24 protein-coding genes are annotated in these 21,736 nt (G+C 28.2%); all 24 read right to left on the bottom strand.

The features are described 5' to 3' along the window. Nucleotides 1-291 precede the first annotated feature (291 nt). The 24 genes from QMG30_RS22465 to argR all read right to left on the bottom strand — a co-directional run bounded on the left by QMG30_RS22465 (nt 292) and on the right by argR (nt 21,709). The gene (locus tag QMG30_RS22465) at nt 292-1,023 is read right to left on the bottom strand and encodes a Type 1 glutamine amidotransferase-like domain-containing protein (protein WP_281819315.1); all 732 of its coding nucleotides are present in this window, start codon (nt 1,021-1,023) and stop codon (nt 292-294) included. A gap of 32 nt (nt 1,024-1,055) precedes the next feature. Beyond that, nucleotides 1,056-1,868, bottom strand: coding sequence for a GNAT family N-acetyltransferase (locus QMG30_RS22460; RefSeq protein ID WP_281819314.1), 813 nt, complete (start codon nt 1,866-1,868; stop codon nt 1,056-1,058). A 121-nt stretch (nt 1,869-1,989) separates the two neighbouring features. After that, nucleotides 1,990-4,074 carry a methyl-accepting chemotaxis protein gene (locus QMG30_RS22455; protein WP_281819313.1) on the bottom strand — a complete coding sequence of 695 codons (2,085 nt, stop codon included), beginning with the start codon at nt 4,072-4,074 and terminating at the stop codon, nt 1,990-1,992. 352 nt (nt 4,075-4,426) lie between these two features. Continuing rightward, nucleotides 4,427-4,780: a hypothetical protein gene (locus QMG30_RS22450; RefSeq protein ID WP_281819311.1), complete on the bottom strand. Its 354-nt coding sequence runs from the start codon at nt 4,778-4,780 to the stop codon at nt 4,427-4,429. A 16-nt stretch (nt 4,781-4,796) separates the two neighbouring features. Then, the gene (locus QMG30_RS22445) at nt 4,797-5,057 is read right to left on the bottom strand and encodes a hypothetical protein (RefSeq protein ID WP_281819310.1); all 261 of its coding nucleotides are present in this window, start codon (nt 5,055-5,057) and stop codon (nt 4,797-4,799) included. Between the two features lie 41 nt (nt 5,058-5,098). Next, complete coding sequence (locus QMG30_RS22440; protein ID WP_281819308.1) at nt 5,099-5,575, bottom strand: putative signal transducing protein; 477 nt, start codon at nt 5,573-5,575, stop codon at nt 5,099-5,101. A 20-nt stretch (nt 5,576-5,595) separates the two neighbouring features. Continuing rightward, nucleotides 5,596-6,252: a class I SAM-dependent methyltransferase gene (locus tag QMG30_RS22435; RefSeq protein ID WP_281819307.1), complete on the bottom strand. Its 657-nt coding sequence runs from the start codon at nt 6,250-6,252 to the stop codon at nt 5,596-5,598. 25 nt (nt 6,253-6,277) lie between these two features. Further along, a complete protein-coding gene (locus tag QMG30_RS22430; RefSeq protein ID WP_281819305.1) occupies nt 6,278-6,955 on the bottom strand; it encodes a hypothetical protein in 678 nt (225 codons plus the stop codon). A gap of 79 nt (nt 6,956-7,034) precedes the next feature. Next, nucleotides 7,035-7,724, bottom strand: coding sequence for a hypothetical protein (locus tag QMG30_RS22425; RefSeq protein ID WP_281819304.1), 690 nt, complete (start codon nt 7,722-7,724; stop codon nt 7,035-7,037). A gap of 33 nt (nt 7,725-7,757) precedes the next feature. After that, nucleotides 7,758-8,105 (bottom strand): zinc ribbon domain-containing protein, encoded by a 348-nt coding sequence (locus QMG30_RS22420; RefSeq protein WP_281819303.1) that lies wholly within the window; start codon nt 8,103-8,105, stop codon nt 7,758-7,760. Nucleotides 8,106-8,274: 169 nt separating this feature from the next. Next, nucleotides 8,275-8,706: an NUDIX hydrolase gene (locus tag QMG30_RS22415; protein WP_281819302.1), complete on the bottom strand. Its 432-nt coding sequence runs from the start codon at nt 8,704-8,706 to the stop codon at nt 8,275-8,277. 298 nt (nt 8,707-9,004) lie between these two features. Continuing rightward, nucleotides 9,005-9,454, bottom strand: coding sequence for a MarR family winged helix-turn-helix transcriptional regulator (locus QMG30_RS22410; RefSeq protein ID WP_281819301.1), 450 nt, complete (start codon nt 9,452-9,454; stop codon nt 9,005-9,007). Nucleotides 9,455-9,787: 333 nt separating this feature from the next. Beyond that, nucleotides 9,788-11,437: an amidase family protein gene (locus QMG30_RS22405; RefSeq protein WP_281819299.1), complete on the bottom strand. Its 1,650-nt coding sequence runs from the start codon at nt 11,435-11,437 to the stop codon at nt 9,788-9,790. A gap of 115 nt (nt 11,438-11,552) precedes the next feature. Further along, a complete protein-coding gene (locus QMG30_RS22400) occupies nt 11,553-12,173 on the bottom strand; it encodes a histidine phosphatase family protein (RefSeq protein WP_281819297.1) in 621 nt (206 codons plus the stop codon). A 145-nt stretch (nt 12,174-12,318) separates the two neighbouring features. Next, nucleotides 12,319-12,756 carry a hypothetical protein gene (locus QMG30_RS22395; protein ID WP_281819295.1) on the bottom strand — a complete coding sequence of 146 codons (438 nt, stop codon included), beginning with the start codon at nt 12,754-12,756 and terminating at the stop codon, nt 12,319-12,321. A 244-nt stretch (nt 12,757-13,000) separates the two neighbouring features. Beyond that, nucleotides 13,001-13,702: a TVP38/TMEM64 family protein gene (locus QMG30_RS22390; RefSeq protein WP_281819294.1), complete on the bottom strand. Its 702-nt coding sequence runs from the start codon at nt 13,700-13,702 to the stop codon at nt 13,001-13,003. A 138-nt stretch (nt 13,703-13,840) separates the two neighbouring features. Then, nucleotides 13,841-15,211 (bottom strand): radical SAM/SPASM domain-containing protein, encoded by a 1,371-nt coding sequence (locus tag QMG30_RS22385; RefSeq protein ID WP_281819293.1) that lies wholly within the window; start codon nt 15,209-15,211, stop codon nt 13,841-13,843. Nucleotides 15,212-15,459: 248 nt separating this feature from the next. Next, complete coding sequence (locus tag QMG30_RS22380; protein ID WP_281819292.1) at nt 15,460-16,026, bottom strand: TetR/AcrR family transcriptional regulator; 567 nt, start codon at nt 16,024-16,026, stop codon at nt 15,460-15,462. Nucleotides 16,027-16,150: 124 nt separating this feature from the next. Next, nucleotides 16,151-16,297: a hypothetical protein gene (locus QMG30_RS22375; protein WP_281819290.1), complete on the bottom strand. Its 147-nt coding sequence runs from the start codon at nt 16,295-16,297 to the stop codon at nt 16,151-16,153. Nucleotides 16,298-16,368: 71 nt separating this feature from the next. After that, nucleotides 16,369-16,566, bottom strand: a complete 198-nt coding sequence (locus QMG30_RS22370; protein ID WP_281819289.1) for a DUF4177 domain-containing protein — start codon at nt 16,564-16,566, stop codon at nt 16,369-16,371. A 415-nt stretch (nt 16,567-16,981) separates the two neighbouring features. After that, on the bottom strand, nt 16,982-17,782 hold the full coding sequence (gene spo0A, locus QMG30_RS22365; RefSeq protein ID WP_281819287.1) for a sporulation transcription factor Spo0A: 801 nt from the start codon (nt 17,780-17,782) through the stop codon (nt 16,982-16,984). Nucleotides 17,783-17,974: 192 nt separating this feature from the next. Then, on the bottom strand, nt 17,975-19,258 hold the full coding sequence (gene spoIVB, locus QMG30_RS22360) for a SpoIVB peptidase (RefSeq protein WP_281819285.1): 1,284 nt from the start codon (nt 19,256-19,258) through the stop codon (nt 17,975-17,977). Nucleotides 19,259-19,511: 253 nt separating this feature from the next. Further along, nucleotides 19,512-21,203 (bottom strand): DNA repair protein RecN, encoded by a 1,692-nt coding sequence (gene recN / locus QMG30_RS22355; protein ID WP_281819283.1) that lies wholly within the window; start codon nt 21,201-21,203, stop codon nt 19,512-19,514. Nucleotides 21,204-21,250: 47 nt separating this feature from the next. Next, nucleotides 21,251-21,709, bottom strand: coding sequence for an arginine repressor (argR, locus tag QMG30_RS22350; RefSeq protein ID WP_281819282.1), 459 nt, complete (start codon nt 21,707-21,709; stop codon nt 21,251-21,253). Between the last annotated feature and the right edge of the window lie 27 nt (nt 21,710-21,736).

Below are 21,736 nucleotides of genomic sequence, written 5' to 3'. Positions count from 1 at the left end.
ATAAAACCATGCCATTAGAGGCTCGTTGTAAATAGGACCGTGGAATAAATGCGGAAGTTATTAAAGCACCAAAATAATCGGTGCTCATATTTTAAAAATTTCGAGACATTTTCAAAAATGCTTGACAATAAAGCTCATACTTATGTAGCTATTTTATCTTATAGGAAAGTCCTACTTTTAAGCATATGAAATAGGAGCGTTTTCATATGCGCTAAGGAAACTTTCCTAACGAAAAATCCGCTATACGGAACGAGGCATAGCCTCTTTTGTTCTGATGATGTCTTTATATAATTATTTACTCAATAATAAATCTAAATTGCAATAATCAGTATTTACTAATTCTTCTTTATGTATTTTATTTTCTTTTTTATATATTTTATAGGCATGAGCATCTTCTACACTTTTTATTATCCTATATTTATCTTCAAATATTTCTATAGCGCAATTGTTTTCTATAGCAATACCAATGTCATCTGATTCACTTAACAATTTTTCAAAATCTTCTATTCTCTCTTGTTCATTATAATGAGGACAATGTAATGCTTTAATTAAACCAAGTCCATTTATTTTAATAAATCTGGTACTCCTATTACTAATAATATCCGAATCACTATGTCCATATTCAAACCAGCATATTGAACCTGCACTCAATCCACTTAATATTGTACCATTATTATATGCCTCTATTAAAAGCTTATCTACTTTATGTTCTTTCCATAACTTCAACATTGAATAAGTGTCTCCTCCACCAACATACACTATGTCGGATTGGATTATTTTCTTCCTTATTTGTTGATAATCAGCATCTTCTTTAATTAAATATAATGTTTCAACATTACATCCAAGTTCTTGACCATAAATATTTTCAATTACCTCAATATAGCCTTCCGGTTCTCCACTTGCTGTAGGAATAAATAATAAGTTAGGATGTTTTTTATTCGCTGCTTCAACAATCATTTTATCTATTGTAAAAGTATCATGAAGACGTATTTCTCCACCACCAATTGCAAATATATGTCTCATAAACGTACCTCCTCTTTTATTTCATAATTAATTCATATCATCATTCCTATAGATATTTGAGTTTCTTCTAGAAATTCATATCCTAACTTATAATATAAATTCATCCCTCTCTTATTACTACTCCATACTTCTAATCTTGATTCATCAATGTATATTGATTTAAAATAACTTAATCCCCTTAAAATAAGATATTCTCCTAAACCCTTATTTCTATATTTCTGATTTACGAATAAATCCTCAACCCATCCATACTTTTTATTATCTTTTTTTACTAATAATAGAATATTAGCAATCACATTTCCTTTATCATATATAGTTATGCTTCTAAACCCTTCCTGCCTTTTCAAGTAATCAATCTCATTTATGCTATATGGTGCATCTCTAAAAATTTTATTATGTTCCCTAATAAAGTCTAAAGTATCTAGTTGTGAAATAAAATCATTTTCTTTTATTTCAAATGGAATATTTGATAGTTTATTTATATTCATATTCTTTAAATCACATGATAATACATACATCCCTTCATCATGTTTGAATCCTTTAATACTAGAATATAATCTAATGTTCTCACTATCGTTAGGGAAGCAACAATTATATACTCTACAATTATATTCCCAATAATTTTTTCTAGAATTATGAGCTATTTTTATTAATTCATTAATAATATATTTCCTAATCAAAAAATCTTTATCTTCTGTATCAGAGGTAACTTGTATAAAAAAATTAACTCTATCTTTATTAAAAATGTCTGATGCTAAAAAGCTATTTATATATCCTTCTCCTAATATATTACCAGAATTATCTTTTGCAATTATTTCATGTTTGCTATCATGTACTACAATCATATTAAAATCCCCTTTAATATTTCTATCTCTTAGTATAAATAGCATTAAATTAATATAATAAACGCTAATTTCCAGTAATAGAAATTAGCGTTATATTTAGTATTAATTTAAGTATAAAAAATCATTTTAATCTATTTTCAAAAATATTAACACTACCTGCTGTTACTTCAAATGTTCCTGTATCTTTATATTTAGTAGTATTTCTACCCTCCATGGCATCAAATAATATTTTGATAGCAATATCTCCCCATGTGAAATTCCTTTGTGCTACAGCACATTCAATTATTCCGTCAACTACATCTTGTTTAAGGGCTTCTATATAATCAATAGTTATTATTTTTTTATCCAGCTTATGTTTTCTTATATAACTACCATATCTTCTCCCCCAATCATTATTAGTCGAATAGAACAAATCAACATCTGGATATTGTTTTAACATACTGCCTACTATTCTTTCTGTCTCAGTTTCATCAGGTATACTTGGAACTGGTACTTTAATGACTTCAATATCAGAAGTTGCCTTTACTTGTTGTTCGAATCCTTTTCCTCTATCGTCTATCGAACTGATATATGTATCAGTCCATTCTCCAATAATTACTTTACCTTTGCCTCCTAACAATTTAACAGCGATTTCACCGGCTTTCTTACCAGCATTAACACCATTAGTTTCAATAAGTGCTTCATATTCAACATCATCAAGTGGCGAATTAAGTAAAACTATTCTTACACCATTTTTATTCGCTATGTTAAGTTGTTCTTTAATCTTGGGACTATCGATTGGACTGATAATTATTCCGTCATAATTATCTTTTAATATCTTATCAAGTATTTCTTCCATTTCTTTGGTTCCATTTTCTCTAGTTTTTGGAGCAAAGAAATCAACCTGTGCATTATAGAGATTAGCAGTTTTTTTGGTTTCTTTGACTGTGGATCTCCAAAAATCACAGTCTAAATCATATACCAAAGCAAATTTAACTTGCTTAGCTGATTGGTTATCTATCTTTATTTTGTCAAAATCTTGACTGATTCCTTGAACTTGTTTATATAATTTACTAGTAATGTCTTTAACAACATTAGTAGTATTAGTTTGTGACAATGTTAAAGAAGCCAACTCCTCAGTTGTAGCAGTAGATTCCTCAATTACTGAAGCCATATTTTCTATAGCTGAAGAAAAATTATCTTTTGACTCAGTTAATTCCATGAAAGCATTACCAAATTTAGTCTGTCTATTTATAAATGTATCAATGAACTTATTAATTGAATCAAAAGACTCAATAACAGTATCTACAACTTTATTTTCTTCTTCAAATACACTTTGTGACTGATCAACCATCGATTTGAGAGAGTTAAGTTCTTCAGTGATGTTTACTATCATTTCATTGATATTAGTACTTGCCTCCCTACTTTGATTTGATAATCCTCTTACCTCGTCAGCAACTACTGCAAAACCTTTTCCCGCATCTCCAGCTCTTGCTGCTTCAATAGCAGCATTTAAAGCTAATAGATTAGTTTGATCTGCAATATCATATAATACATCTGTTATATTTTTTATATTGGATGTCTTTTCAACTAATTCATAAATTTCGTCAATAATATTTTTGATTACATCTTGATTCTTCTTATTGTGATCAGATAAATCCTTAACGGTTACATTACCTTGACTGCTGATTTCATACATCTTATCTGCTTCACTTATTAATTCATTTGACATGCTGTTTAACATATTTAATTTATTTGATAGTTTTTCAGTTAAATTTACACATGAATCGATATCGGTAGTTTGATTAACAGAACCGCTAGCTATGTACTCAGATGCTTGTGAAATATTGTTTGAAGTATCTATTATATTGTTTAAGACTTGGTCTAGCTGGTGTGCTATATTATAAACATCTTGAAATTGTTCATCAAATTGAATAAAATAATTTTTTAGATTATTATAAATAATACTCACGTTAGTTTCTAAATTATCATTTTCTAATTGATCTTTAAAATCCCAATTAAGTATCTTATTCGTTAGGTTATCATCTTTCTCTTTTACTGCAAAAATTAATTTCCCGGTTACAATTACCCCAAAAAATGTCCATACAAACAGTATGATATAAACAGTTAATGGTGTATTTACGTCAAAAGCACTTAATAATATTAATAATGTAATTGGTATTAAGTGTATAACGTATGCAATGAGCCACTTGATTTTACCATTCATAAATCTCCATCTCCCTATAATGTAATATGTGCAGCACTACCACCAAGGAATATATTTTTCCATTGTATTCCTTGTAAAACAAACCTAATATTTAACAACTTTATTGCATAAAATTTTATCATATCGACATAGTTCTGTCAAATATTTGAAATTTTGTGTTGCTTTTTATATGATATTTGTAAATTATTGAATTAATGGCTCTAATTATTTTTATTATCTGTATTATTTGTTACAATGCTATATATGAATTAATATGTAATTCAGTACCATAATTCAAACACACCAGTTTATAATATTTTTGCAACTTTAATACCTCAAAAATCTTTAATTATTATCCCTCTTTATATAATAGTTAGAGTAATCCCGTACAACCTCTTAATAAAATAGCGATTACAATACCCACTAGAGCTAAAATCAGAGAAGCTTTCCCAAAGTTATTAATGCTTTCATTAAATTCTCCGAAAGCTATTACGAATAACGCTATTATATTAATAAATGGAATAGCAAGTACTATCATTATTCCAACCCATTGACCTATCGTCACTGTATCAGAACTATATGCTATAGACTGAACTTTAGAATAGTTGATAGGTTCCGTGGATTGTTCGGTTTTTTTTACATCCAATAATGAACTATTACAATTAGAGCAATATCTAGCTGATCCACTATTAATTTCCCCACATTCCTTACATATCTTATGAGTCACCGTCTTTCACCCCTAATTAACTTTTTAGTTTACTCATTTCTTCTATTAATTTACCTATATTATTAACCCACCCCGTGATAATCTTAGTTTGCTCTATTACTTTATCTTGATTAGTCTCATAGCCTTTAAGTAAATCTATCTGATGCCTGTAATAAGAGGATAATCTTCTTAAAGCATCATTTATCGTATTGTCCCATGATATCTCATTTGAATCTATCATATCTATATATGTAGTAAATATGTTTTTATAGAATTCAATGTTCCTACCACCAACCATCAGATTGCTTGATGAAAGTACATCCTAGTAATATATTTTAACTATATAATATCTTGAAATAAACCAATTACTATAGGTATACCAACAAACAATAATATTATGATTAATATTATTAACCCTATTTTATTACTTCTTTTATTATATTCATTCTTTTCTTGTTGTGTTTCATGTAGCATATTATCATCTATATTATCTTTGTTCTCCTGCTCAATAATCTCTTTTGCTTTTTCCATAGATTCAACAGGCACATATATATCTACCCCTTGATAATTAATGCCAGTAGCAACCTGAAGATATTCTCCCGATCCTTTACTTTTATATAAAGCTGGTATATCATATGATTTTAACAATGATATTATAATATTTGCTTCATACATGGATGCTACATTTATTAAACGTTCAACTTTCTGCTCAGCAAATTTCTCTTTTTCTAGATGATCAACTAACTTGACATTACATTCTTTGCATACCTTAACATTATCTTCGTATTCTCTCTTACATTTTGGACACCAGCCCATGAATACCACTCCTTAATATTTTATTTCTTAGCTAACATAATTATGGTATTATCTTTTTTCCATATTTTTTCTACTGACTTAAAACCCACTTCATATAGCATTTTAGATTGATTTTCATATGTACATGGAGTATCATAATGATAATAACCTCCCTTTATATCTGATTCAGCTCTTATTCTAGCGTTTTCACTAAAGTAAAAATCTTCATATTCTTGGTTTGGAGCCATATAATCCGTTTCTATATAAAAACCATTGTCTACTAAACTTCTTAATATCTTACGATACAACTGAGTTTTTTCATCATGTGTAAAGTGATGGAGTGTCTGTACGGATAAAACAATATCATATATACATTCACCAAAATCATATTCAAGATAACTTTTATTTACTATTCTAATAGGGTCTATGATATTTTTATATTTTTGTTCTAGTCTATCTGTCATTTTTTTAGCTATATCAATCCCAGTAAAATTGATAGATGGATTTATTTTAATTATTTCAGCTAATTCTAGACCTGTACCACACCCTAAATCCAATAATTTTAATCCTTTTTTTTCTGGGATTAATTTTGCAGTTTCAATATAGTATTCATCTGCTCCATCAACATACTTCATCATATGCTCATCATAATCTTCAACTCTATTATTAAAGAAGCTACTCATTTCTTCTAATTTCATTCTATGCCTCCTAAGTATATATCTCTTATTTATCTGGAATATATGCTTGATATATTTGTATTACTTTCCCATCTATTAATACAAATGTACTATCATCTTCAAAATTCTCCTTGATCTCTCTAGTTGTTTTCTCAATATAATCATCTACACTACATTCAACTAATCCTATTTCAGATATACAATATACTTGACAATCTTTTGATACTTCAAATGTTCTCATTTCTTTATTTGTATGACTAACATAATGACCTTTATCTTCTGCATCCTGTCTGGTATATCCCTTATCCATTAGTGTTTTTACTGCATCCTCCCCATATAATATATCGTTAAGTCTTACATTTAAACTAACACTATCATCCTTAATTTCTATATTTTTTGCCACTCCAGATATTATATTAATATCAGATAAATTGAACAATAGGTTCTCTAATCTGGGGAAATTACTTTTGAGATCACTAACATTTTGTACTACTTCATCAATTGATGAATAATAATTTTCTATATATTTAATCTTATTCATTAAGTCAGTTACTTGCTTGCTTAAGTTTTCTTCCAACTCCCTATAAGTTGCCACTTCATCTTTTCGGTCTCTATCAGTGAATTCTTCTACAATATTTAATCTGTTATTCATACTGATTAATAAGAATATCAATACTATATTTATAGATAAAGAAATTGCAATGATTATATAGCTCTTTTTCATTATATAACCTCCTTATTCCATTTTTTCTTAAGTAAGATTTAGTAGTATTAAATAATATATACAATCAAAAATACTTATTTCATAGTACCTCCTCAACATTAATGATTTCTCCATCTTCGTAATAATATATAAACCCACCTTTATCTTTTATGCTAACAAAAATTTTCTTCTCTCTATTTGATGATGAAGGAGACATGTCTGTAATTTCAACTATATCCTTGTTATTATAGTCTTCCACTTCATCAAGATAATTCATAACCACACACTCTTGTTTTGTTCTAACGAAATAAGATTCTGGAAAATTATGATATAAAATATACACTATAATTATTCCGATTATATTAGCTACTATCATTAAGTCTTTATCCTTCTTTTTATATACAATTTTAATAAAGCCAATAAAACAAAGAACTATATACATATAATCTATAGCATCTAATAGATGTTTATTAACTAATTTCATAGCAAAAAATATGATTGTATAATTAACCATATAAAAAACAAAACATAGATATGTATTTTTTCTTGTTATCTTTTCTACAAAACCCAATACTGAAAATACAGCTATACAATAAATATTGACCATAAAAAAATCATATATAGTATCTGTATTTATATATATGGAAATCCCCCAAAAAACTATAATCATTAGTAAGAATATTACTTTAAAAATTTTACTATATACAAATTTCAATTTTAATGCTGCCATAATACTAACTATTACAATTATTATTAATAATATAATTTGTACATTCTCTATTATTTCCATACTATTCTCCACATCATTATTTTTAGTATCTATCTAGTAATCCATTATTGTTATTCCGCAATCGTGACATATTTTGTCACCTTTACTTAATGTTGCACCACAAGCAGGACAATATTCATACACTTTTTCATCAGGTTCATCATCGATATTGATATCTCTAATTTCAATGCCATCTACTTTTATTACTTGTAAATCACTTGACTCATGCCACGATATATCACCAAATTTATCGCATACAGCTACAGTTTCAACAGTACCTTCTTCTTCATGAGGTATAAAATTACCTCCCAATAAGCTTGGTCTAACTGCTTTATATGCTCCAAATCCAGTTCCTAGTAATATGTAATTTTTATTTGTTCTCTTATCTTTGACTATTATCATTATCAGCCTCTCCCTTACAAAGTTAACATTTTTGTGTAATTTTAATATTATTACCTTCGACTATCTTAGAATTCCAATACTTATTAATCACTATAACTGTCAATGGAAATCTCATAACCTTTCCCGATATTCTTACTTAGTATCATTAAACTTAATCATTTATTATAGATTAAGTTTTATAATCTCTTAACTCTAGCTCTGACACAATTTTTTTATGTAATATTGGTATGATTTCACCATAAGTTAATTTTGTAGGAAGTTCTTCTTTTGTCATAATCTCAGCTATTTCAAAATCACCTAGGTCGTCTAGCTTTACTACATCTGCATAATATAATCTACCATAATTTTTAATTCCATCTATCTCAACAGAATAATCGCATATTGGAATTAATTTATAATCTATAGCTCCTGTTTCTTCATATAGCTCTCTTCCAGCAGCTTTATCAGGCATTTCATCTTTTTCAATATGTCCTCCAGGCATTTCCCAAGTATCTCTTTCTTTATGCCTTACAAATATCCACTCATCTTTATATCTTGCATTAATCACTACAAATTTCAATTTATCATTATCGCTTAAAAAATCATAGAATTCTATATTCAATTGAAATTCCTCCTAGAATAATATAGCTAAATATATTATATCAAAGTATATATAAAAAAACAAAAAATATTACAAAATACGTATAAATTTATCAGAGTAATGTTAAACCTTTAACAAGATACTAAATATAAGTCCAAAGAACCAAAGAAGCTATGCCTCGTTCCGGAAATCGATTTGTCCGTTTGAAAAGTTTCCTTAGCGCATATGAAAAAATAAAAAGGGACTACGCTACGCCCCCTTTAAATTTACAATGTCTATATTAATAAATATACTAAAATTATTTAATTTAATATATCCATTAAAATATTATATTCATAAACTTATCTATAGCTTTAATCTCTTCTTCAGAAAAATCATCTGAATACTTAACACTAATTATATTATATAAAGTCTTGAAAAGATTATGTAAATTAGAATCAAGAGCTCTTAACATTTCTTGAATCTCAGTTGCTCCTTTATCAGTAAGGAAAACTTTTCTTACTCTATTATCATTAGCATCTACCTTAATATCAACAAAACCCGTTTTCTGTAATTTATTTATTGTAAAATTAGTAGTACTATGTGGGAGAAAAAAAGTATTAGTAATTTCACCCATAGTTACTTCGCCATATTTATACAAATAATATAATATTAATTTATTTTCTCTATTCAAACCTTTTGTATAATTAATGGCTGTCTCATTCTTAAAAATATCAACAAATTTACCATCTTTAAAATGCATATCTAAAAAATACTCTGCAGTAAACATTAATTTGCCCCTTTCAATAAAATTTCTACAAATTAATTATATCCATTTGTTAAGATTTAATCAAACAAAATATTAACATAAATACTATATATTTATGTTAATTATTGAAATAAATGTTTTTATTATTGATAAATAAATAGCAATAATAATTATATATCCAATTTACAAAATTATTTTTATCAATTATTTAATCAATAATAGCTGTAAGGATTGTTACATAACACTCCTTACAGCTATCACAAGACTATAAATTCATCTTAATGTCTAATATAATATTAATTATATTTATTTCAGTATAAGTAATTTCATATTATATTGTAGTTTATATGATTATTATTGGATATCAGGTTCTTTTCTACATTTTGTACCCTGCTCATATGCATAAGCTGCTTTAATCAACGTACCCTCACTGAACTTAGTACCACTAATCGTTAATCCAACTGGTTCTCCATTTTCTCTGTACCCTGCTGGTACTGTAATCGCTGGATAACCAGCAATTGCATAGACACTTGACAAATAATTGTTTAGAGATATTATGACGTCAATTTTATTGGTTTCTAACGCATCGTCTATTGCTGAACTAGTATTTGATCTGTTAGTAGATAATATCTCATTGTTTTCTTCTTCAGTAATAGTGATGTCTCTTGCTTTCTCTATGAAATACTGACCAAAATAAGCATTATTCTCTTCATCTCTCTTATTGAAACCTGTTATTTCTTTTATGGTTTTGACAGGAGCATTCTCTCCAATATCATTTAAATATTTTTCTACACCTGTTTTGAATTCATAAGACATCATATCTATATGACCATCTATCTTAAAAGCTTTTTCATCTAATTTTATATCTTTTACGTTTGCACCGAAATTAGTTAATTCGTCTTTAATCCTATTCATGATTATGTCATCATCATCACGATAGTTTGAAGTAATTTCAGAATTAACCACTACACCGATATTCATACCCTGTAACCCATCTTTATCCACAAATTTCATATAGTCAGTTTCTCTAGATATATCAATAGTAGTAGCATCGTTTTCATCTTCACCAGCTAATTCTTCTAACAGAATAGCGGCATCTTTTACAGTTCTAGCAATAGGACCAGCTGTATCAAGATCAATAGCTAAAGGAATGATTCTATCTCTACTCCATAAACCTATAGTTGGTTTTATTCCAACCACACTATTTTGACTAGATGGAGATATGATGGAACCTGCAGTTTCTGTACCTATTGCTATAGTTGCAAAATTTGATGCAACTCCTGCTCCAGAACCAGAACTGGAACCTCCAACATCATAATTTCCATAAGGGTTATGAGTCTGTCCACCAAGAGCTGAATAGCCATTAGAAGAACTTAAGCTCATAAAATTAGCCCATTCGCTAAGATTAGTTTTTCCTAATACAATTGCTCCTGATTTCCTAAGTTCATCAACAATAAATGCATCTCTATCACTAGATGAATTTTCTAGAACTTTTGCTCCTGCAGCATTATTAAGTTTATCACCTGTACCAATATTATCTTTTAAAAGAATAGGAATGCCATGTAAAATTCCTAATTTATCATTATTGCTTTTCTTTGAATCCATTTCCTTAGCTATAGTTATGGCATCTGGATTAAGCTGTAATACAGTATTTAATTTATCATTATCCATTTCTTTGATTCTACGTATATAGAATAAAGTCAGTTCTTCATAACTTAACAAATCAGAATCTATACTATCCTGAATAGATATTATATCTGCTTCAATAACCAATTTACCTATTTCACTATATCTACTGTCACTAAATTCATCTAAACTTGCTTCAAACACCGTAAAATCTAATGTCCTTTTGGCTGAAGTCTTAACATCTTTTTGCTGTTTCTGTACTTGTTTCTTCACTTGATTATTGGAACCTGATAATCTCTTAATCTGAGTATATAGAATTATACCAGCAATTAATGCAAGACTTAATATGACTCCTATAAAACCTTTTAATCCTCTCATCATTACCTCCTTTTAATATGTAAACTTAAATTATTGTTTACTTACCATTATTATTATGTCGTTTTAACTATTTCGTATACATTAATTGCAACAGCCTATTAATATGTCTATATACTTAGCTTACTTCTATATCATAGTGAGGTGTCTCATTATATCTAACTATCTTATAGTTATTATCAACTATTTCCACTTCATTAATACAGGTAGAATACATATGATGATCTTCAAATAGCCTTTCCAAAGGTCTGTTTTCAAAGAAACTCATAACAACTTTAAGAACTAACGCATGTGCAACTATCAATATATCTTTATCTTTATTGTTATCAATAATCTCCAATACTGCTCCAACAACTCTTTTTCTGAACTCACTGAATGTCTCTCCTGGAAACTCTTTAACTAGATGTGGCCTATTCCAAAAAGTATCAAACATGTCAGTATATTCTTTTTCGATATATTCAAAAGTTTTACCTTCCCAAATACCGAGATTCATTTCTTTTAATTTATCCGATTTGATTATTTTAATTTTTCTATCACCTGTTATTGCTTTAGCTGTATTATAAGCCCTATTACTAGAACTAGAATAGATAATGTCTATATTGGTATTATCAAGATATTTACCTAGCTTAACAGCTTGCATTATACCTTTTTCTGTTAATCCTGAATCTAGACTTCCTTGTACTTTTCCAATAAGATTCCACTGTGTTTCTCCATGTCTTGTTAAATATAATCTTGTCATTTTTTCCTCCATCTGTATATCGTAAAATATTAGTTACCTTCCAACTTTTCCACTTCTATTATATATGGGTAAGCTAACGAAAATTTAGAGGTGGAGATAGTCATAATAGTTCAGCGTATAATATATACTTATTATGAACATATACTTACTCTAAATCATTTATCAATCCATTTATAATTTTAGTTAATTTATCATCTACTCTTATCTCTCCTTCAACACCTTCTATACTAATATTATATTTTTCATCTTTCCAATATCTAGCAACGATGATATTGCTATCTTTGTAAAAATTGAATCTGTAATTTTCTATAGGTCTTTTGGGACTTACTTCCGTATTGATTTTACCATCATTTATAGTATTAATAATTTTATATAAATCTTCTTTTTTAGTAATAAATACTTCTTCACTTTCTTCATGTTTATTATCATCCTTATTATAAGATATACTGATAATACCTATTTTGTCTGCACCTGATATTCCATTTAGCATATGGATTCTTGATGGTACATTCAATAAACATAGAACAGCTATTATAATCATTAATATTATAGGTATGTTTAGTAGTTTTTTATTGAACTTCATTTTAATCTCCAATCTTGACTAGTACGTTTTTTATAATATGTAAAACCATGTAACCTATAATATTATAACATTAATTATTATGGTTAACAATTTTTTCTAGTAATTTTTACATCTATACAATAAGATTTGTTTATTAAAGTAGATATGCTTAAGATATTTAATTAACTCTAAAACGCAGAAAAAGAAGTACTCTTGATTTTATAAAAAAATCAAGATATACTTCTTTACTAATATCCTCTATATATTATCTAGTTATTATTCTAGGACTATTTCTCTCATCTTCTTTTTTCAGATACCTTTGGTGTAAGAAAATTGAACCTAATGTGAATACGACAGTAATAGAACATGAGAATATAAATGCTGGAGAATTAGGTTCGGTAATGGTTGAACCTAAACAAGTAGCTGCAACCATTCTTGGCAATAATCCTATAATTGAACCAATAATATATTTTCTATAATTAATATTCATAGCTCCTAATGACATACTTACTATATCCCCAGGTAGGATACCTATCATTCTTAGTATATACGATAGAAACCATTCATTTTTAGCTTTTATTGTTTTTAGTTTATCTATATTTTTATATTTCAATAATAATCTATCCAATAAATCTTTTCCACAAAATCTTCCCAATACATATGGTACAGATAAACTAACCCAGAGCCCTACCAAATTAACTAATATACCTAATAATGGCGAGAATATCATACCTGAACTTATATAAAGAGCCATTAAAGGTAATATTATGCTAAGTGATTTGATTAGAAACAATCCTATAATAGTAATTGCGGCTAATAAATAATTGTTAGGTACGTAATTGAATATATCTTCTGCTGTAATTTTTCCCCAATAGTGACTTACAACAATAGCTATAAGCACAATGTTAAAAACGGAAAACAATTTTATAAATAGTAGAATCATATTGATACGTTTATCTCGTCTCAAAAGTATCTTCCTCCTAGAACATATTAACTATTATTGAAGTCACAGTGAAAATTGTAGATACTTTACATGCAAAATGTATATTCAATAAATATATAAGTTAAGTATTACATACTATTAGTTTATTAAATTTTGTTTATTTTATTCATTGGCAGCTTTACAATTAGCACATCCGTGAGACTGTTGCCATAACTCTTCTGCCACTGGTTCCCATTGCTCAGCTACTCCTTTAGTTTTATTTGTTAAATCATCTACATTTTCCCTATCCATAGGTTGAGTAGATTCTGCTCCCGACTCATGTACCATTTTTTTGAGGAATTCAGGATTATCTAGTAATGGACAAGGTCTTAACATATTATCATTAAATGGTTGATATTTTCTGTATTGTTGGAATAATGGTTGTTGGAGAGCTTCTAATAGACTTACTTCTTTGATATTAGCACTTGAATAATGAATGAATGCACAAGGTTCTACATCACCATTTGCATTAATATGTAGATAATTTCTTCCTCCGGCTATACATCCATCAACATATTCGCCATCATTCCAGAAGTCCATAGTAAATATTGGTTTTGTCTTTCTATATTCACGCACTTTATAGTACATATGTTTTCTTTGTTCAGGAGTCGCAACAAGATCTAGAACTGCATCTTTTCCTAATGGCATATAAGTGAATATCCATCCGAAATAGCAACCTTTTTCAATCATGAAATCTATATATTCTTCTGAAGATACTATATCTTCGTTTTTACTATGATAACAACTACTAAATCCAAAAGGTATTCCATGTTCTCTTAGTAAATCCATTCCTTTTATAACTTTTTGATATGTACCTTTTCCTCTTCTCATATCGGTTTGTTCTTCAAATCCTTCTATACTTATAGCAAATGTAACATTACCTACTTCTTGAAGTTGTTTAGCATATTCTTCGTCAAATAGTGTACCATTTGTGAATGCCAAGAATACACAATCATTATGTTCTCTTGCTAGTTTGATGATATCATCTCTTCTGACCATTGGCTCTCCGCCTGAATATATATACATGTATGTACCAAGTTCTTTTCCTTGCTTGACAATGTTACTTAATGTGTCATAATCCATTGAATCATTCTTCTTATATTCTGCTGCCCAGCAACCTATACATTTTAGATTACATGCTGATGTTGGATCCATTAGAATTGCCCAAGGTATATTGCAGTCATATTTTTCTTTGTTTTGGCTTATGTGTTTTAGTCCTTCTATTCCAGCATTAATAGTAAAGTTCATCAATAGTGTCTTTCGTATATTAGGATGTATTTCAGTCAATATTCTTTCTATAAAATCATGCCATATACAATCTTTATCTTCCCACATTTTTATAACTTGTTCATATTGATGTCTTTGACTTGGAAGCATCGTTATCTTGCCTGCCCAGTCTACAAGTTTTGGAAAATTAGTTATGGGATCTTTTTCTAGGTATTTAATTCCTTCTTTTATTGCTACCTTACTTAAAAATGATTTTGGTGATTTCATAAAAATGACCTCCTTTAATTTATATAATTAATAAAAAACTTTTATGACAACTGTAGATGATTATCTACTGTTTGCCATAAAAGTCTCGCTTTCCAATATAGGACTATAGAGCCAGGTATTATTATACCGCGGTTGTTGACTCTATAACTTTGAAGCTACTCCCTTTTACCAACAGGTTATGTAATAAAGCTTACTTTAATATAATATATATAATACTTGTATAAAATATTACAAAACATAATCTATAATTAAAATGATGATATAACTGACATAATACTTTCACTGAGAAATCCTTTTTCTCTAGCTACTTGGTTTAATATAGACATAATCATTGAGTATTGAATCAGTTGCTTTTTATCTCTTGTACTACTAACCCTATCTCCTATTTTCTCTACAACTATATTATTGATTGATTTATTCATTACTGTAATCCTTTTTTTGATCCTATCAAACATTTCTCCTTCTTCTCTCATAATGGCGAACCACATTTCAACGAGAAGTAACAATATATTATTATTATTAAATTCATTATCCCATTTATTAGTTAGAAATTTTATTTTTTTTATTAGAGTTAATTCATTCTTATTAGTAATATCAGTGATATCTCTTTCTAATGTTTCTATAACATATAATACAGTATTTTCAAATATTTCATCTTTATTTTTAAAATAATGATATATAGTCGTACGCTTCATATTACAACTTTTGGTTATATCAATCATACTAGATTTGTAATAGCCTTTTTTTACAAAAACATCAAATGCTTTTTTTATTATTTCAACTCTTATCGCTTCTGCATCAACTATTTTAGGCATAATCATTTCCTTTCTCTGACGTAAAACTCAATGCAGTTAATTTTTAAGGACACCAATGACTAAAATAATTATATACTATTATAGTCACTAGTGTCAATATAAATTCCAGAAATATTTAACTATTTTAATTTTTATGGCTCAAATTATCAGAATTACTACTTGTCGTATCTCGTGAATTTTTAATTTTGCCGTTAACGCTCCTATTATTATTAAAACTTTTTGATAATCCACCAAGTGTACCATTTTTGTCTTTTACTTTTTCTTTTGCCATTACATTCCTCCTTGTTTTTCACATTAACGAGTAACATTATTAGTTTGGTATATTATTTTATTTTTATGTATTTATTCTATTTCTCTTTTTAATGTATATACTACGAAAAGTGTATTACCATAAGATTGATTCGTCGTAAAAGTTGTTGCTACTTCCCATCCATCCTTTCCTAACCTATTTAACTTATTTTCTATTTCATCTGTATTAACCTTACCTCCTGTGATTCCATGACTATCGAATTTTAATACTAGGTATTCCCATTTCTTCATGATAACCGCCTCCTTTTATTTTTTTAATGTATTGTATAATTATATTGTACTAAATCTAAATCTTGAATCAAAATCTTGTCTTTATATTTATATTATGCCACAAAAACTTTCTATTTTTCAAATAAATTATATATTTCATTAGAAAGCTTCCTAATAACATATTAAACCATACTCAATAATAACTTATAGTTACCTTATATATATAAAGAAGCTAGCAACCTTTTACGATTACTAGCTTCACTACTTATAAATGCTGATAATCCACTACACCTAAAATAGTTATTGAAAATAACTCCAGTTAAATGTACAATGGTAACACCTCACTTATAAGTCAGCATAAAGTTTATATGAAATATCATATAACTTTATACTACTATTTTATCCATAAACATTAATTATATGCATATTTAATTAACTATCCTACTCTTAACTCCAATCTGAGCTTGTCCGCTATTAGAGCTATGAATTCCGAATTAGTTGGTTTTCCTTTACCATGATTAATGGTATATCCGAATAGTTTATCAATGGTATCCATTTTTCCTCTTCCCCAGGCAACTTCAATCGCATGTCTGATAGCCCTCTCAACTCTGCTAGGTGTTGTATTGAATTTCTTAGCGATAGATGGATATAATAACTTAGTTATGGAATTTAAAATATCCATATCATTTATTGCCATTATTATAGCCTCTCTTAGATATTGATATCCTTTGATATGTGCTGGCACACCTATTTCGTGAATGATATTTGTAACTTCTGCTTCTAAGCTTCTTGCAGAATAACCTTTATCAGTTTCATGTACAAAATCATTTCTTCTATCTCTTTTAATTAATTGCATCTTACCTTTTAATTGTCTTATCCTTTTTACTATTGTTTCATTATCAAAAGGTTTCATAATATAATATTCTGCACCTAAATTAAGTGCACTTGATGTAATTTTTTCTTGTCCTACTGCTGTTAACATAATAAACATAGGTATATTTTTAATGTCTTTATCTTCGTACATTCTCTCTAATACTCCAAGTCCATCCAGTTGTGGCATAATAATGTCCAATAAAACTACATCCGGTTCTTTTTCCTTAATCTGTTTACATGCATCTTCTCCATTATTAGCAACTCCAACGACAGTGATATCCTCTTTTTGATTCAAATACTCAGATAAAATAGTACACATTTTAACACTATCATCTGAAATTAAGACTTTAATTGTTTCACTCAACCTTTTTCCCCCTTCTCTTTACTTGAAACGTGAAAACGTTCCATATTTTATCTTATGATATCCTGTTTATTCAATTATATAGAGAATACGTTACCATATGACATGTTTTAATTATAATACTATCTATATATTAATTCAATAAATAATATTCGCAAGATTCGACATAGCGATATTACATATTCTCCATATATACTACTCTTCAGCTAACATATTTTCTATAAAAATTCCATATCCTTTTTTTGAATCTTGAACGAAAACATGAGTCACTGCACCAATTAATTTACCATCCTGAATGATTGGACTACCACTCATCCCTTGAATAATACCATTTGTTGTTTTTATTAGATCATCATCAACAACTTCAATAATCATGCCTTTATTGGATTCATCACCTAAATAAATTTTCTTGATTAATATCTTATAATCCTTTAGTTTACCACTAACATCACTTCTTATAACAGCTTCACCTTCATGTACATCATATCTATATCCTATAGGAATAATATCATTTTTGAATACCTGTTCTATTCCTTCATCAGAAGCTTCTCCAAAAATACCATGTGAAGTGTTCTTTTCTATCTCTCCAAGGCGGTTTCCCTCTCCACCAACAATGATTCCAGATATCTCTCCAGGTATTCCATCTTCACCTTTTTTTATAGTTGTTATCATAGTATTTACCACTTCACCTGTACCAACTTCTATAAGTTGGTTCGTGTCAACATCTGTTATACCATGTCCTAATGCCCCGAAAGTTTTTTTGTCCAAATCAATATAAGTCATGGTTCCTATTCCTTGAGTATCATCTCTTACCCATATACCGATCTTATGTTCTCCATTTTCTAGAGTTTTTACTGGTGTAATATTTACTGTCTCCCTTTCACCATTTCTTACAACTTCAAGTTGTATATCTTCACCATTGTTTTTCTTAACAAATTCAATTAATTCTTTTTTTCTTGATATAGACTTACCATTTACTGTTTTTATATAGTCCCCTGTATATAATTTACCTTTTGCAGGATTATACTTTTTTCCATCTTCCCCATAAATCAAACCTGTTCCTAGAACTAAAATTCCATCAGTATAAACTGTAACACCAATTGTTTTACCTACTGGAACAACACTTTTGCTGTCAACGACATCAACTTTAACATTCTTAATAGGTAAAATTCCAAATAATTTTAGTTCTACATCAATAACTCCTGTTTTTTTAGGCTTTATTGTAAATGATTTCTGAAGATTAAGTACTAGATTATCCTTAACAGGTTCCTGATTAACCATTACCACGCCTTCTAAATTTCCATTTAGCTTAGCATCTAGTGGTATATTAAATAGGAAGTCTCTTTCTTCGTTAACTAAAATTTTTATTTCATTGGGTAAATATTTGTTTATAACTAGATCGGATCCAACATTAATTACTAAAATAGTTAGTAGACTAAAAAATAGAAAAATTCTAAATCTGTATCGTTTGCTTCTCATTTTTTCACATCCTATTTGCTATTCTTGTCATTATTTGTGTATTATTAAAATTCCCTTACGCAAATTTTATTATGCTAGCAAATAGAATCAATATATGAAATTATTAACTATACAGTTAAACCAGATTTTCTCTATATGTCTAATAACTTTATAGTATATTTTTTTTATAACAAATTTTATTAAATTAAAAAAATCAAGAAAATATTTTCTTGATTAGTATTTGTTTATTTATGTAAGTAATATCTAGTAATAATTAGTAATGATCTTTTAGATCGTCAGCAAGATTTTTCATCTCTCTAGCATTAGCAATAACAGCTTCAGTTATTTTTACTCCACCTAGAAGTCTTGCTAATTCATTAACCGAGTCATGTTTATTCAATTTACTTATTATTGTATTGGTAACATTATCTTTAACCTTTTTTTCAATTATGAAATGTGAGTCACCCATAGCTGCTATTTGAGCCAAATGCGTTATACATATCACTTGATGTCTTTTTGATATCTGAGCTAATTTCTCAGCAACTAACCCAGCAGTTTTTCCACTAATTCCAGTATCTATCTCATCGAAAATAAGAGTTTCTATATCATCACTATTAGCCAATACTGATTTAATAGCTAACATAATTCTAGATAATTCTCCTCCAGATGCAACTTTGCTTAATGACTTTGGTGGTTCACCAATATTCGTAGATATCAAGAATTCGATGTCATCCCATCCATTGATTTTGAATTTTTCTATTCTATTGACTTTTATAGTAAAATTGGTGTTCAAAAAATTAATATGCTTCAATGAAGTTACTATCATTTTACTAATGTGTTCTGCTTTTTCTGTTCGTACTTTTGATAATTCATAGCAATATGTCTCAATCTCTTTTCTCAATTTAGTAATTTGCTCATTAACGTTATTGAGATACTGTTCATAATTAATCAATTCTTCTAGATATTTTTCTTTTTCTTGTTTGTAATGAAGGATTTCTTCAATAGTATTTCCATATTTCATTTTTAGATTATTAATTAGATCTATTCTGTTTTCTATATCTATATATCTTGTTTCATCTATTTCAAAATTACTTATATAATCGTTCAAATCCCTATTAAAGTCACTTAACATGATTTCGATATTTGATATTTGTTCCTGCATATTGCTTATGTTCTTATCTAAATTCATTATATTGCTAATTATTCTAACTGATTTTCCTATATTATCTATCGACCCATTTATATTATTGTCTCCATTAACATAAGTATATACTTCTGACATAGATTCAATTATTTTCTTACCATTGGAAAGAAATATGTATTCTTCTTTTAACTTATCGTCTTCTCCTATTTTCAGATTAGCCGATGTTATTTCATTGATTTCGTATTCTAAAAAAGATATTTCTTTTTTTCTAGTTTGTTCATCTAACATGAAATGATCTATCTTACTACTTAGCTTAATGTAATGGTTATACTTTTCTCTTAATTTTTCTTTTAGACCTACAATTGATTCTCCACAAAAAGTATCTAATAATGATAGATAATTCTTTTTATTCAATAATGATTGATGCTCATGTTGACCATGAATATCAATTAGTTTAGCAGAAATATCTTTTACAATGGAAGTAGTAACAACTTGTCCATTCATTCTGAACACACTTCTACCATTTATGTTTATTTTCCTAGTTATCAATAATTCTCTGTTATCCATACTAATATCATATTCATGTAATTTGTTTAAAACCGTATTGTTGTCTACTAGAAATAGAAGCTCGATCAAAGCACTATCACAACCAGTTCTAATCATATCTTTACTTGCTTTTCCACCTAAGACAGCATTAATAGAGCCTATAATGATAGATTTACCTGCCCCAGTTTCACCTGTTAATATATTTAAATTATTATCAAAATCCACATTGATTTCATCAATTAGAGCAAAATTTTTTACATGAAGATGGACTAACATATTAATTCCCCCTCCTATTTAATAGAAGTTACCGGTATTATATATATTTATAAGTTATTATTAACCAATTTGTTCATTTTTTCCATAATTCTAATAGCATCACTTTCTGTTCTTACTGCACAAAATATAGTATCATCACCAGCTATACAACCTACTATATCATCATAACTGAGTGAATCTATTGCAGCAGCTACAGCCATAGCCATACCATTTAATGTCTTTAAAACGATCATATTGCCAGCACGGTCCATAGATGAAAAACCATCTTTAAAGACTCTTATGAATTTCTCATTCAATTTGGTTTCTTTATTTTTGAGTACAACATATTTTTGTTTTCCGTCTGAAGTAGCAATCTTAGTCAACCTTAATTCTCTAATATCTCTTGAAATTGTTGCTTGGGTTACAATAAATCCTTCCTCAATAAGTCTGCTTGCTAAATCTTCTTGAGTCTCAATATCATAATGATTGATTAATTGAAGAATTTTAGTTTGACGCTCAATTTTCATCTATTCTCCTCCTGTTTTATAAAATTA

Source organism: Vallitalea longa, assembly GCF_027923465.1.
GTDB classification, from domain to species: Bacteria; Bacillota; Clostridia; order Lachnospirales; family Vallitaleaceae; genus Vallitalea; species Vallitalea longa.
This window is presented reverse-complemented; position numbering and strand designations above follow the sequence as displayed.